At 43.5% G+C, this 14765-nt stretch carries 13 protein-coding genes and 1 pseudogene; 7 read left to right on the top strand and 7 right to left on the bottom strand.

The window, feature by feature from the left end; all coding sequences use genetic code 11:
* Positions 1-728 precede the first annotated feature (728 nt).
* Together IPP74_09235 and IPP74_09230 are read right to left on the bottom strand one after the other, a co-directional pair.
* On the bottom strand, positions 729-2429 hold the full coding sequence (locus IPP74_09235; GenBank protein ID MBL0319450.1) for an STAS domain-containing protein: 1701 nt from the start codon (positions 2427-2429) through the stop codon (positions 729-731).
* Between the two features lie 6 nt (positions 2430-2435).
* Positions 2436-3158, bottom strand: a complete 723-nt coding sequence (locus IPP74_09230; GenBank protein ID MBL0319449.1) for a sel1 repeat family protein — start codon at positions 3156-3158, stop codon at positions 2436-2438.
* A gap of 144 nt (positions 3159-3302) precedes the next feature.
* Between IPP74_09230 and IPP74_09225 the strand changes: the two genes are divergently transcribed.
* Both IPP74_09225 and IPP74_09220 read left to right on the top strand, forming a co-directional pair.
* A complete protein-coding gene (locus IPP74_09225) occupies positions 3303-4211 on the top strand; it encodes a hypothetical protein (protein MBL0319448.1) in 909 nt (302 codons plus the stop codon).
* A 114-nt stretch (positions 4212-4325) separates the two neighbouring features.
* The gene (locus tag IPP74_09220) at positions 4326-5147 is read left to right on the top strand and encodes an NAD(P)H-hydrate dehydratase (protein ID MBL0319447.1); all 822 of its coding nucleotides are present in this window, start codon (positions 4326-4328) and stop codon (positions 5145-5147) included.
* Between the two features lie 193 nt (positions 5148-5340).
* Here IPP74_09220 and IPP74_09215 read toward each other — a convergent pair whose 3' ends face one another.
* The 5 genes and pseudogenes from IPP74_09215 to IPP74_09195 all read right to left on the bottom strand — a co-directional run bounded on the left by IPP74_09215 (position 5341) and on the right by IPP74_09195 (position 10505).
* A complete protein-coding gene (locus IPP74_09215; GenBank protein MBL0319446.1) occupies positions 5341-6123 on the bottom strand; it encodes a methyltransferase domain-containing protein in 783 nt (260 codons plus the stop codon).
* A gap of 175 nt (positions 6124-6298) precedes the next feature.
* Complete coding sequence (gene truA, locus IPP74_09210) at positions 6299-7045, bottom strand: tRNA pseudouridine(38-40) synthase TruA (protein ID MBL0319445.1); 747 nt, start codon at positions 7043-7045, stop codon at positions 6299-6301.
* A gap of 14 nt (positions 7046-7059) precedes the next feature.
* On the bottom strand, positions 7060-7995 hold the full coding sequence (locus IPP74_09205; GenBank protein ID MBL0319444.1) for a methionyl-tRNA formyltransferase: 936 nt from the start codon (positions 7993-7995) through the stop codon (positions 7060-7062).
* Between the two features lie 8 nt (positions 7996-8003).
* The gene (locus IPP74_09200) at positions 8004-8546 is read right to left on the bottom strand and encodes a peptide deformylase (protein ID MBL0319443.1); all 543 of its coding nucleotides are present in this window, start codon (positions 8544-8546) and stop codon (positions 8004-8006) included.
* Positions 8547-8715: 169 nt separating this feature from the next.
* Positions 8716-10505 (bottom strand): annotated as a pseudogene (locus IPP74_09195) (M3 family oligoendopeptidase).
* A 486-nt stretch (positions 10506-10991) separates the two neighbouring features.
* Between IPP74_09195 and galU the strand changes: the two are divergent.
* The 5 genes from galU to IPP74_09170 are packed head-to-tail and all read left to right on the top strand — an operon-like array spanning position 10992 to position 14702.
* Positions 10992-11858, top strand: a complete 867-nt coding sequence (galU, locus tag IPP74_09190) for a UTP--glucose-1-phosphate uridylyltransferase GalU (protein ID MBL0319442.1) — start codon at positions 10992-10994, stop codon at positions 11856-11858.
* Between the two features lie 12 nt (positions 11859-11870).
* A complete protein-coding gene (locus IPP74_09185) occupies positions 11871-13187 on the top strand; it encodes a UDP-glucose/GDP-mannose dehydrogenase family protein (protein MBL0319441.1) in 1317 nt (438 codons plus the stop codon).
* The gene (locus IPP74_09180) at positions 13184-13459 is read left to right on the top strand and encodes a DUF2312 domain-containing protein (protein MBL0319440.1); all 276 of its coding nucleotides are present in this window, start codon (positions 13184-13186) and stop codon (positions 13457-13459) included. Before IPP74_09185 ends, IPP74_09180 begins: the two co-directional genes overlap by 4 nt.
* A gap of 23 nt (positions 13460-13482) precedes the next feature.
* Complete coding sequence (locus IPP74_09175) at positions 13483-13851, top strand: hypothetical protein (GenBank protein ID MBL0319439.1); 369 nt, start codon at positions 13483-13485, stop codon at positions 13849-13851.
* Positions 13848-14702, top strand: coding sequence for a glycosyltransferase family 61 protein (locus IPP74_09170; GenBank protein ID MBL0319438.1), 855 nt, complete (start codon positions 13848-13850; stop codon positions 14700-14702). Before IPP74_09175 ends, IPP74_09170 begins: the two co-directional genes overlap by 4 nt.
* The last annotated feature ends 63 nt before the right edge of the window (positions 14703-14765 follow it).

Here is a 14765-nt window from a genome sequence, read left to right as displayed (position 1 = left end):
GCTAAAAATTTTAACTAGTCTCTCCTAAAAAACCCATTTTTTGTTTTAATTTAGCAATATGCCCGCACCTGAGGTTTTATTTTCATCCACCATTGCAGGGTAAGAATGAGCCATAAAATAACCTTGAGTATCTTTCTGAGGTTAAAGCCAACGGCCATGGCAATCGCATTCATTTTATCACCCATGATTCCCTTCAGGAAGAAGAAACATTTCAATAATATATAGATAAATTCCCTGGCAAGTCACTTAATTGTCTTTTATCAGTCTTTTTATTACGTACGCTCTACTCTACTTATTTCATTTCTTTGGGCAATTTTACTAGTGTGTTCACCTAAAATGGGTTGAAGATATATTTTCTATATTTTATATCCAAGACATTTATTGAATACTATAAAGAACAAAGGCCCCTCCATGCATTAATTGAGTTGAACCTAAAAAAGAGCGGTTAGACCGTAACGAGAAAGTCAGAACTTATGGCTCTCGTAATCGTTTTAGCGGCGCTTTAGGTTACGCTATTCCCTAAGCAACCCAGCACTGCTTCGGCAGCGTTTTCATTTGGAAGCCTATCCCCGCCTAACCCCATTTGTTGCAACGCCTCTTTCATTCCCTGCCGCTGGTCATTCCAGGCGGATTGGTCATTGAGAAGCTTTATGACTTCTGATGATAATCGCTATCCCAACGCGTCAAGCGCGAGGAGATAACATAAAATGATCTCGTAACCCCAGCCTCTAAATCAACGCATCTTCCACCGTTTCTGCTACACGGATATGACTAGCCATCTCTGGGGTGATGACTTTTTTCATCATATTTTCAGTTAAGGTAGAATTCCCACAAATAATAACCTTTTTACCATCGCCAATCATTTTTTTAAGCATCGACTTTAACGAAACAATCCCCGTCAAATCAATTAAAGGAACACGCTCTAAATCAATAATCACCGTTTTAATATGGTCATGAATAAACTGGTAGCGGTCAAATGCTTTCTCGACTGTTCCAAAAAACAACGGCCCGTCTATCTTAAATAACATCACATGCTGCGGCAACTGAATCGTTTCACCTTCCTCGTCCTCACATATCCCTTGTTCAAGTTCAACCGTTGTGATATTGGCAATACGCCTCATAAATAACAGGGACGCCATTAAAAATCCAACGACTACCCCTGCTACCATGTCAACAAAAACCGTCAGCAATAAGCATGTCAGCAACACGATTAAATCGCTGTCGCGGTGCTGCTTGAAAGCATTGATAATTTCTTTAATATGCGACATACGATAAGCAGTCACCATCAATAAAGCCGAAAGTGCTGCCATCGGCACATGATTGATAAGTGGGGCCAAGCAAATGACATAGGTCAACATTAGCACGGCATGGATGATCGCCGCAATAGGGGACTGTGCACCAGCATTAATACCTGTTACTGTTCTTGCAATGGCACCCGTTGCAGGAATCCCACCGACAAATGCCGTCAGGATATTAGCAACCCCGATACCGTTAAGTTCACTGTTAGGATTTAACCTCGTACCAGCCATCTGGTCTGCTACCGTACCCGTAAGTAATGACTCTAGCGCAGAAAGTAGCGCCACAACGAGCGCTGGCATTAATAAAATTTTCCACTCATCAAAAAAAGGTAAACTCAACAAATGACCGCCTTCTAGCGTGGGTGAATAAAATAATGGTGGTGCGTTAGAAATTCCATGATGAATCCCAGTTACATCAGTAAACGTAAACCGGCTAGCAATCGTTGCTACTGGGTGTCCCATGCTTTCAAGCGCATAGGCTAAAGCAGTCCCCAATATAATGCCGAAAATAGGCGCAGGTAATTTAGGAACCAAACGATTCGTCAGCATCATAAAGATTAATGACAAACAACCTACCGTTAATTCGTAGGGGTTAAAATCAGGTAGATGGCTTATAATCATGAAGGCCTTATCCAGATAGTCACCCTGAAGTGTTTTAAGTCCCAACCCTAAAAAATCATTGAGTCCCAATGTGGCAATCACAATGGCAATACCGGCAGTAAAGCCAGTAGTCACTGAATAAGGAACATAATGGATATAGCGGCCAAGCCCCATAAATCCCATAATCAGCAACATAAGTCCTGCCATGATCTGACACCACACCAAACCATGCAATCCATGTTCAGCCACGATGGGTGCAACGATGACCACGAAGGCGGCTGTGGGGCCACTGACATTATTCATCGAACCGCCTAGAAGAGCCGCAACAAACCCAGCTACGATCGCTGTATATAACCCATGTTGCGGCGGAAGTCCCACAGCTATAGAGAGTGCCATTGCCAAAGGCAAGGCCACTAATGACACAACCAGGCCTGCTAAACAATCCTTACGCAGCTTCTTAAAACCATATCCCTTCTTAAACGACTCACGCATGGCCGTAGCAAGAGGAAATTGGTTTTGTCTGGCTGTCATAGCTTACTACTTAATAGGTTTCCATTCTGCCACATTGCTGCGGATAGCTTCTTGCGCATTTTTAGGCAGGGCTGCACATAATCTTTGTGCTTCAACGGTTGCTTTTTCATGACGTTGGCTAGCAGCCAGGCTCATCCAGTAACAACTGTATTTTTGAGAATCCAGATCCTTCCCCGATTGGTAATAACGGCCAAGATAATAAAGCGCATCCTTATACCCCCTGCTGCCGGCGCGTTTAATCCAAATCAACGCCTGCTCGGTATTTTTCTTAAGGTGGGCACCCCCACTCATATAGCGCAACCCCGCTGCATATTGTTTGGTGGGATCGCCAGCATTGGCCTCGCCTATCATGCCAAGAAACTGCTCAAATTCTTTTTCGGCAGCACTTGATTGCTGAAGTTCTGCCTGGGTCTTTTTAAGTTTATTGATCGCTTCGTAAGCAATCTTAGCTTGTACTTCTTTATTAAGAACGGTTTTTAATTCAACAATTTCCGCCTGCATTGCTGGAATTTTATCAGCAGGACGCGGTGCCCAGTAAATGGAGTACAAAATACCCACTATGATTTCCACTAGGAAAAACCATAATGCCACCGTCAATAAAATATTTTTATCCCGCTTAATTGCCCATGCAAATAACAGCATCGCCATCACAATAAGAACGAGCAACACGCTGGGATTTATCAATATCGGGGCAGCTTTTGTATTCAAAAAATTCTTGATAAATTCCATAGTAATCATCTCATTCTATTTTTAATCTCTAGCGACTAGGTAAAGCACATAATGTCCAAGCTTTCAAGCCTTTTCCATTTTGACTTAAGAGTAATTTAACCGTTACATTTTAAGATAAAGAAAAAGAATTGAGGAAGCCTTAATATGAAAAGCTCAGAATTGCTACGCGAAGTGGTTGATTTGCTCCATAACCGCGTTGGTTATCGATTTAAAGTAACGTCACGACCTCCTGTCAAATCGATTGAGGCGATTGAATGTGTTATTGAAGACGAGTTAACGGCGCTTCGAGCCAAATATTATGCTACTCAGCATGCACGCTTGCTTCCTGGCATTGAAGTTGCCCTTAAAGATTTAAGCAGTCCTTCAAGACGTGGACGTAAACCGCAAAAACAAAAAATAGCCGGATTTCAACTTTGCCTCAATTTTGCAGATCCCGATGCCATCCGTTTTTTCCATTATTATCTCAACCAGAAAGAAGCACTGATTACCCAGCATGAAGAACAAAAAATCATTCTGTCCCATGAAATTTTAATGATGCTCCAGCACCTCACTCACGATGCTTATAAGGGCATCATAGCTGAGCACTCTCAAGGATGGATATCGTTTCATGGCGATCCCTATGAACAGGATTTTGCCATGACCACCCAGGAGCCAGAATTACGCTTTTACCACCCTGCCAGTGCGATGGATGATTATGAACATCATACCAGCCCCAGCCCTTATCATGCTAAACGCAGCAAAGTATTACGAATGATCAGCTTGGGAATTAAAGTCAGCGTTGGTAGGCATGAACCCGATGAAGCACCTGATCATCCATCTCCTTATTATTTCAGCATCAAAAATGACAGCGCCGATATTATCCGTCTACTCTATCGTATCGAACAACAATTGCCTGCTGAAGTCGATCAAGAGACCCTTCTTCAATTAAAAAAGAAATTCTTATTGCCCTATAAAAACAGTGAATTAAATACTTACTGGCATCATTCTGCTCCAGTTCCTGATGAAGCAGTTTTTCTGGAAAAATTGAATAAAGCCATTATGAATGCTGGTTAATTTAGGGGCGTGCTCTCCTTTATTGAGAAGAGTAGCACGACTCGATACTATTTTTAATCTATCCAACCTCATTCCCAACTGCTATTCTTTTAAAAAAAGGATAGCAACGTTGCCATGATATCACCGACCAGCAATCATCCAGATAATTGGAAAGCTCTTTTCCCATGGCCACAGGATCATTACAACAAATATGATAGAGGTTCGGTGTTCGTGGTTGCAGCCAAACCGGAAATGGCAGGAGCGGCTAAAATGTGTGCCAAGTCTGCCTTACGAATCGGAGCTGGGCTGGCTACGATTGCCTGCGAAAAACAGCATCTTGTTTATTATGCCAGTTCTGCTCTCAGCGTCATGACACGCTCCTTTGAAAATAACCAGGAACTCTACAGCTACTTTCATAATCCTAAATACACAACATTGGTCTTAGGACCCGGGATGGGTGTTTCTGAACAAACCAAAGAGCATGTATTACATGCTCTTGCTACCGCTAAACCAGTTATGCTTGATGCGGATGCATTGAGCAGTTTTCAGACCAAACCTTCACAGCTCTTTGATGCTATGAAAGGCCCAACCATTTTGAGCCCTCACGAGGGCGAATTTAAACGACTATTTACACTCACTCAAGACCGCGTTATAAGCGCCCTCACTGCCGCAACACAAAGTCACGCGGTCATTATTCTAAAAGGGCATGATACCATCATTGCATCGCCAGATGGCCACGTCGTTATCAATCATTCAGCTCCGGCTTGGCTTGCAACAGCAGGTAGCGGTGATGTGCTTAGCGGTATCTGTAGCGGACTGCTCGCCAATCATGTTGATCCCTTCATTGCAGCCTGTATTGGGGTGTGGATCCACAGCGAGTGCGCCCATAAAATTGGCCCAGGCTTAATTGCTGAGGACCTCATCGAAGCCATTCCCGCTGTTTTGGTCGATCTATAAAAATGCATCACTTACATGTACGAAACACAATAAAACGCAAAAACCATACCAACAAACGTGATTTCAGCAGCATCCTTGAAAGTGACTGTGATGATGTTAGCCACCGCACATAGTCTCATGAAAAAAGGCCAGCTTCGTCAACCGTCTCTGTCAACAGAAACACCATGATCACAGGACAGATAAAGGAAAATAACTATAACCGTACCCTGGTAGCCTTATAAAACATAAGTTCCCAGCGTAAATAATATTCTTTTCCGATTTTTTGAATACCGAGGTAGTCCTGAAGGGCTGCCTCGATATCTTTGGGCGATGCCATATCAATACCAAAAAGTTGCCTGACAAATTCAATGGCACCATCGATAGAAGAAAATTTCCACGGAAAACTGATGCGTTGGGCAAAGGTAACGACCAAACCAGAGCCTTCTATCAAACGCTGCGTATTATCATCAACAAATTTTCCCTGGTATCCTTTGGAACTATTGGCATTCACAAAACGCTGTAAGAAATGGGCAACTTTAGATTCGATATGCACATCGGCAACCGAAAGTATGCCACCTAATTTCATGACTCGCTTCACTTCTTTAAAAAAAGCCAATCGATCACCCATTAAATGCGCTCCAGATATAGACACCACCCGATCGGCTGTACAATCACGATAGGGAAATTCTATTTCTTCGCAACGCACCACCTGCTGTTCAGTTTTACGTTCTAATTCGGCAAATGCACCAGATGGATCAAGCCCAATCACCTTGGCATTCACGGGGGTATGTGGCAATAAATATCCGCCGTATGACGGAATATCAAATACGACATGCCCATCTTGAATATCGGCATAATGTAGGACGTTTAAAAACTCTTTATCACGCGCCGTTGGATTTGTTTCCATGGCACGTTGATAGGCTTCTGCACGCTCTGTAAAAATATCGGTAAATGGCGATAAACGCTGTGTTTCCAGTAACATCTCTTCCCCCGTCAAAATTGTCCCCTTCTATTGATGGTAACGAAATGAAAATGGAATGTCTATAGCTATTTGAGGGCAGACGATTGCCTTGTAGTGTTGGAGGGGAAGCTAGGGAGTAGCTCGCTTCCTTCTACCCTCCACTGATGAGGAGGGGCAGATTCACGCCCTCTTGGCATGAATCTGGGGAGGTCTAAACTGGATAGCCAATGTGCTCCAAATACAAACCACATGCAGGCGCTGTTTGTCCTGCAGCTCTACGATCCTTTGCATCTAGGATTGTCTTTATTTCATCAGGAAGTCGATTACCCATCCCTACTTCAGCCAGCGTTCCAACCGTGATCCGCACCTGATTATGCAAAAATGATGGAGCTTTAGCCATGATTTCTATCGCATCACCTTGCTGGAGGCATTGCAATACATCTAAATGCTTCATAGGCGACGCAGCCTGGCATTCCGTGCTTCTGAAACTCGAAAAATCATGATGGCCTATTAAGTGATTAGCAGCCCGTTGCATCAAGGCAACATCCAATGGTTTGACCACACGCCAGGCTCGATTATGCTCAATGGCAAGCGGTGCTCTACGGTTGATGATGCGATACCGATATTGCCGATAAAGGGTTGAAAATCGTGCATGAAAATCGAAAGCCACGTCTTCTGCATGAAGGATAGAAATCGGTTGCGGTTTTAAAAGCGAATTAAGTGCTGACATCACTTGAAACGGACGTAATTCTTTGCGAATATCCACATGCGCAACCTGAGCCAACGCATGCACACCCGCATCCGTTCTGCCCGATACATAGATATCGGCTCGTTCGCCGGTTAGTACAAAAATCGCCTCTTGAAGCGCTCCTTGAATAGTCGCAAGCCCCTCTTGCATCTGCCAGCCATGATACAGCGTGCCGTCATATTCAATTGTGAGCTTAAAACGCCTTACCATATCAAACACACGGACTAATGCACTGTTGTATTCCCATCCAGAACCAGCACAGTTCCTGGCTTAATCGAGAATCCCCTTAAGAACCTTTCAAGATCCATTGCCTGTTTTCCAGCCCGCTGTAACACCAGTGGCTGGATCATCCCACTACCGCAGGCTATCGATAATTGATCGTCAATAACGGTTCCTGGTTTACCAAAGTGCCCCCCCTGATATCTTGCTTCGAGAATCTTTATGGTTTCTAACCCACAACGAAAGAATGCTCCAGGCGATGGTGTAAGCGCTCGAATTAAGCAATCAATCTGTTTTGCATCCAGACGCCAGTCAATTTCGGCTTCTTCTTTTCTAATTTTATGGGCGTAGGTAACCCCCTCTGTTGCTTGAGGTTGCGGCTCTAGCTTATCGATATCCCGTAACACCTCCAACATTAATTTTGCTCCCATGAATGCAAGAATATCATGCAACTGGGGAAATGTATCATCAGCAAGGGGAACTTCTTCAATCGCCATGACATCGCCAGTATCCAATCCCTCATCCATTTTCATAATAGCAATCGCTGTCATTTCATCCCCTGCCATTAATGTACGTTGAATGGGTGCCGCACCGCGCCACCTTGGCAATAAGGAAGGATGAATATTCAAGCAACCATATGTTGTTCCCTCCAGAATAGGCTTTGGTAATAGCAAACCATAGGCAACAACCACGGCAACATCTGCTTTCAAATCACGAAATTTAGCCTGCTCTTCCTCCGACTTTAAACTGGCGGGGCAAAAAACAGGAATACCGTGTTCCTGTGCCGCTTCATGAACAGGACAAGGCTGTAATTTATACCCTCTTCCGGCTGGCCTTGGTGGCTGAGTATAGACCGCGACAACGTCGTGTTCGGCTGAATCAACAAGCAATTCAAGGGTTGGCAGTGCAAATACAGGACTGCCCATAAAAATAATACGCATCAATACCTCTATGCTTCGTCGTCTAGTTGTTTGGATTTTTTGAGTTTTCTTAAGATCATTTCGCGTTTGAGTTTGGAAAGATGATCCACAAACACCACCCCATTAATATGATCAATTTCGTGCTGCACGCAGGTTGCTAACAAGCCGGTGCAATGGAGTGTTTGTTTTTCGCCATCATAATCGAGGTATTCAATCGTTACCTCTTTAGGACGAATCACTTTGGCAAATTGCCCAGGGAACGATAAGCAGCCTTCTTGGTAAATATTTTCTTCTTCTGATGAAGCCACGATGGTAGGATTCACCATACATAAAGGCCTGCCTTGCCCCGAACCATCATTTTCATAACGTTCCTGCGAATGGTCAATATCCATAACGATAATTCGTTTATGCACACCTACCTGCACTGCGGCTAGGCCAATGCCTTCGCTGTGATACATGGTTTCAAGCATATCATCCATAAAATGCCGTATATCGTCGGTAACTTCCGCGACTTCTTCAGAACAAATATGCAACCGGGGATCCGGTTCAGTAATAACAGTTAAAATGGCCATGGATAATAATTTTCTAGGGTATTAAGCTACGTTAACGCCCATTTTAGCACAGCACAGAAAGTTCGGCAATGCGTTTTAGATTATCACCACTTCATTTTAGAACAGCCCGGCCATTTTAGAAAAGCCGGGCTGTTTTTTATTTTTTTAACCTTTAAAAGAACGATTAAAACTATGCTTCTAACTCATCAATAAATCCGGCGATCACATCCAGACCTTTTTGCCAGAAACGCGGATCACCCGCATCCAAACCAAATGGTGCTAATAATTCTTTATGGCGTAATGTCCCTCCAGCGGTAAGCATCGCGATATATTTCTCGGCAAACCCTTGCGGTTGCTCCTGATAAACCCCATAAAGAGCATTAACCAGGCAATCACCAAACGCGTAAGAATAGACATAGAAGGGCGAATGGACAAAATGAGAAATATACGACCAGTAATACTGATATTCCTCATCAAAACGAATGCCCTCACCAAGGCTTCTAGCTTGAACTGACATCCATGCCTGGTTGATGGCTTCTGCTGATAATTCGCCATCTTTGCGCAAATCATGTACTTTGCGTTCAAATTCGCAAAACGCAATCTGCCTGACAACCGTATTAATCATATCTTCAACTTTCTGGGCAATCATCAACTTGCGGTTATCATGATCCTTTTGACGATCCAGCAACGCCCTGAAGGTTAATTGCTCACCAAACACCGAAGCCGTCTCTGCCAGGGTCAACGGCGTATAGGCCATAATGCCCTGCGATGCAGACAGACACTGGTGGATACCGTGCCCTAATTCATGAGCCAGTGTCATGACATCCCTTGGTTTACCTTGGTAATTCATTAAAATATACGGATGCACTGAAGGCACGGTAGAATGAGAAAAAGCGCCCGATTCCTTCCCTTCCCTCACTGGTGCATCTACCCAGTTTTTGTCAAAAAACTGCTTTCCAATTTCTGCCATGCGCGGCGAAAAACGTCCGTAGGCTCCCAGCACAATGTCCACGGCCTCAGCCCAGGGTATGATTTTTTCTTCCTGTTTGGGCAATGGTGCATTACGATCCCAATATTCTAGCTTCTCTTTGCCTAACCATTTAGCTTTCATCTTATAATAACGATGCGACAAATTAGCATAGTTTTTTTCAACCGAATCAATTAACGCTTCAACAATATGATCTTCGATATAGTTTGAAACATTGCGTGACGAAATGGGTTTGGGAAATTTACGCCATTGGTCCTCAATCGCTTTATCTTTGACGATCACATTCATGATCTGCACAAACAGACGATTATTTTTAGCTAAAATATCGCCAATCGATTTGGCAGCCTTTTTACGGATAGATTCATCAGGGCTAGATAATTTATCCAAAATTGCAGCACAGCTAAGTTCATCGCTATCAAAAGGAAATTTAAGGGCAGCCAGGGTTTCATCAAAAAGCCTTACCCAACTTTGCCTGCCGGTGACGCTTTTTTCGTGAAGCAGGGTTTCCAGTTCATCCGACAATTGATAAGGCCTGAAGCTCCGGCAATCCCGTATCCAGGGCATAAAATGCTGCAATCGTTCGGACTGGCTGTATTGTTTTTCAAGTTGGGCATCGTCTAAGCGGTTAACCTCAAGCGAAAAGAAAATGAGCTCTTTGCCTATATCGGTCAATTTTTCCTGGATGTTTTGGAAAAACGGCTGTTCTCAGGATGGGTCACCTGCTGGGCATAGAGGAGAAAAGCATAGCTGCCCAATTTTCCTGACAAATCCTCGATTTTATCATAGGCATCAAAAGCATCGGCAAACTGATCTCCTGAAATCCCAGCCAACTTGCCTTCATAATGTTTACGAAACTCCAGACACATACGCTGCAGATCCTGTAAATTACTTTCAATTTTAGGATCATCGATACCCACATAAAAATGTGTTAAATCCCAACTGGGTAAATCGCCTAATTCGTTTTCAATAATCACTTGCTTAGCTGGAACCATATATTCTTCTCCCATAGTTGCGTATAATGCGTATAAATAGTGACGATTAACCCATGTTATAGGAAACAGAAGGGTGAATGCAAGACTAACTAAGCTTGCCTCGTTGTTTTTTAGGCGAAGATAAATCCTGTTATTCCACGAAAATTCAATAGCAAACAGCCTAACTCAGCGTTTGACTCGTATCTACATAAGCTCCGCCATTTAGTGAAAAATCGTTTTGCCAGACCTAAACACGTTAGACCCATTGCCAGACGAAGCGGAACATGGGCACGACATTTTAAAGCCATGCTCTTTCTAGCATGGACAATTATGCAGATATCAAATGGAGGACACGCCCTAGTTTTTCCACACATTACACCTCAAATTTATTTATAAAAATTAATCCTCTCCTTCCTCCTGTTTTCATCCTTCATAAGCCTATTCAATTTATCCTTGCACCACCTCCTAAGACCCGTTAATCTTTGATGTAAATCAATCAGTAGATATATGACCATACGCACCGTCAAAAAAGCAATTTTTCCTGTTGGGGGATTAGGAACACGTTTCCTTCCTGCAACTAAATCCATGCCAAAGGAAATGCTGCCTATTCACAGCAAGCCCATGATTCAACACGCCTTCGAAGAAGCCGTAACCGCCGGTATTGAGCAGTTTATTTTTATTACCGGACGCAATAAATCTGCCATCAACGACCATTTCGATTATTCCTACGAACTTGAAAAAGCCTTAAGTGATAAAGACAAACGAATTCAACTTCAAGAAACCAGTGGCTGGCTACCTCCTGCGGGGTCGCTCGCCTTTATCCGCCAACGCGAACCTCTTGGGCTTGGGCATGCGGTCTGGTGCGCCCGCCATTTTATTGGCGATGAACCCTTTGCCGTGTTACTGGCCGATGAAGTTTATCTTGATAAAGGTTTTCTAAAACAAATGGTTTATACTCATGAACAAACCGGACATAATGTCATAGCCGTCGATGACGTTCCCTCAGAAGACACCAGCCGTTATGGTATTGTCGTACCTGGCGATCGAAACACAACATCCATCGCCATTAAAGGCATGATCGAAAAACCGCACCCCTCAGAAGCACCGTCCAATGTTGCTATCGTTGGCCGTTATATCCTTACCCCCCGTATTTTTGACTTTCTTGAAGAAGGACACAAAGGGGCTGGTGGCGAAATTCAATTAACTGACTCCCTGGCCCAATTGGTGAAGGAGCAGGATTTTACTGGATTATTCTCTCCTAAACACCGTTACGATTGTGGCCATCAGCTTGGCTACCTTGAAGCCAATATCGCTTTTGCGTTGCAGGATGATCCTAAAAAAGTGACGTCTTTGCTTAAACAATTTATAGCCTAAGGAAAACCATCCATGCAAATAGCCGTTATTGGAACTGGATATGTAGGATTAGTAAGTGGTGCGTGTCTGGCTCATGTGGGATGGAACGTTACCTGTCTTGATCGCGATTCGTATAAAATCAGCAAACTTCGAGAAGGTATTATGCCTATTTATGAGCCGGGGCTGGAACAGATCGTCAACGATTCTGTAGCAGCAGGTACGCTCACTTTTTCCGATTCACCGTTTGACGCCATTAAAGGAGCCGATATCATCCTCATCGCGGTAGGAACGCCGACGGACCCAGTAACAGGAAAAACAGATCTTTCCTATATCGAAGGTGCTGTTCGCGATTGCGCACCGTTTCTCAAAGCACATGCAATTTTGGTAACCAAATCAACCGTTCCGGTAGGAACAGGCGATTTCATCAAACAGACTTTGACATCCTTACATCCAGACATTCCATTTTCTATCGCCTCCAACCCTGAATTCCTGCGCGAAGGTTGTGCTGTTTCTGATTGCTTAAAACCAGATCGCATTGTTATTGGCTCGGATGATAACCATGCCAAGGATAGGCTGGCAAAACTCTATGAACCCTTTACCCGGCAAGGATACCCATTGGTTATTACCCATTTGCGCTCCGCCGAAATGATTAAATATGCAGCGAATTCCTTCCTGGCGATGAAAATCAGTTTTATTAATGAAATTGCGAATCTATGTGATGTAACCGGTGCCAGCATTGCCGATGTGGCCTATGGTATTGGCCTTGATCCCCGCATTGGCAGCACGCATCTAAAGCCAGGACCTGGTTATGGGGGCTCATGCTTTCCTAAAGACACCATTTCATTCAGCCATTTTGCACGGGAACATCAGCATCCTCTTACCCTGATTGAGGCCACGATTAAGGCCAACCATCACCATCAACATCACCTTGTAAATAAAATTATTCAGCAATGCGGCGGAAATCTACAAGGTAAAATAATTGCTGTCTGGGGGTTGACCTTTAAAGCACAAACCGATGATATGCGTGACAGTGCAAGTTTGGTGATTATCCCTGAATTAATAAGGCATGGGGCTACTATTCATGCCTATGATCCACAAGGAATGGCACATGCAAAAACCATGCTGCCTGCATCGGTGCATTTTGGCACCTCGCCTTTCGATGTTGCTACTGATGCCGATGCCATCGTGATTATCACCGAATGGCCGGAGTTTTATGCCGTTGACCTTACCCAATTACGTTCTATAATGAAGCACCCGTTGTTAATTGATTTGCGGAATGGTTTTAAAAGGCAAACAATGGTACAAGGTGGTTTTAATTATATGTGTATAGGTGAAGGAGCAACCCAATGACAAGACAAATTGCCGGTGTAACAGGTGAGTTTTTATTACAATATATTCAACGTATCGAACGTTTAGAACAAGATAAAGCCACAGTCAGCGAAGATATTAAGTCGGTTTATGCTGAAGCAAAAAACAATGGTTTTGATACGAAAATCATGAAGCAAGTTGTTAAACTTCGTAAAATGGATCCCAATGAGCGCGATGAACAAGAAACGCTTCTTGACATCTACAAGCAAGCAATTGGCATGATGGTCAATGAGATGGACGTCGAAGAAGCTTAGAATCTGTTATCTAAGGGGTTGCGATGGAGTCCACCAATCATAAAGCCTATCAAAAGCCATTATTAACGCGCATGTTTTCCTCAAGAAACATGCGCGAGAAGTTTTCCAGTGTTTTCTTTAAAGCATTGCCTGGCTTTAAGGATCGTTATTATTATTACATCGAAAAAGTCCCCCCATTATCCTTAGCCAAACGGCTGCTTTTTGTTCACTCCACAGAATATAAGCACGCTGAATTAGATATACACCTTCCACCGCATATCAAACGCTATATGCAGATGCGCGACCATGAGGTAGGAGACTCTTTAAAACCACATTATCAGGTAACCGAACATGAGAATGTTCTGTTTTTGGGACATACCGGATGTATCGTTGATCAAGCCACTAAAAATTGATCTTAGCCGATGGAGCCCGCCATAATTTTATAAAACCACGCCAGTTAAAGCAGATTGAAGGCTCTGCTGATTCAATTTATTTTTCAATGATCGGCATGAACCGCGGTCACAAACATTTTTACCATTTTTTTGAATATTATTTTCAGGCGCTATTCTATTTCCTTCATCATGTCTATAACGATTCACAACAATTAGTTATTGTGACGCGTGATGAGCTTGGAGCGGTGCAAAAAGAACTATATGCCGCCATCCATAAACGTTATCCACGGATAACATTTATGGCTATTTCTAGCGATCAAGCCCTTTATTGCCCTCATGCGTATGTATGGGAAAACGAAACTGTGGGTAAAAAGGGTGTCTTTATCAGCGCAGCCTATATGGCTTTCTTAAATGAAATTTTGTTGGATTATTATCAAACCCCAACGCTCACTACCTTGCCTAAGCGGATTTATTTGTCACGCAAACATACTAAACTCAGGCATATTTTAAATGAAGATGAGTTAATGCCTCACCTTATCCGCCACGGATTTGAAGTCGTGGCTCCTGAACAAATGAGCTTCAAAGAACAGTTTTCCCTCTTTCATCACGCCGAAATGATTGTTGCCATCCACGGTGCAGCCTTAACTAACCTCATGTTTTGCAAACCAGGAACCAACGTGCTCGAGCTTGCCTCTGCCGGTTATGGCTCGAACGATTTTTTATGGATGAGCGCCGTGCGTAAACTAAACCACGATATTCTCATAGGCGACCAAGAAATCAAACACCAACATTTCAGGCTAGATGCAGAATCATTTAGAGAACGACTGGACAGGTTCGTTCTGCATGAGACCGTGAGCAATTCCAACACCTGAAAACAAACTAGTGAAAATGACGGGATTTGGGGCGTCATCCCCGGGTTTTAGATGATTGGTAAG

The sequence above is a fragment of the Alphaproteobacteria bacterium genome, assembly GCA_016722515.1.
Classification (GTDB): Bacteria; Pseudomonadota; Alphaproteobacteria; order Rickettsiales; family JADKJE01; genus JADKJE01.
This window is presented reverse-complemented; position numbering and strand designations above follow the sequence as displayed.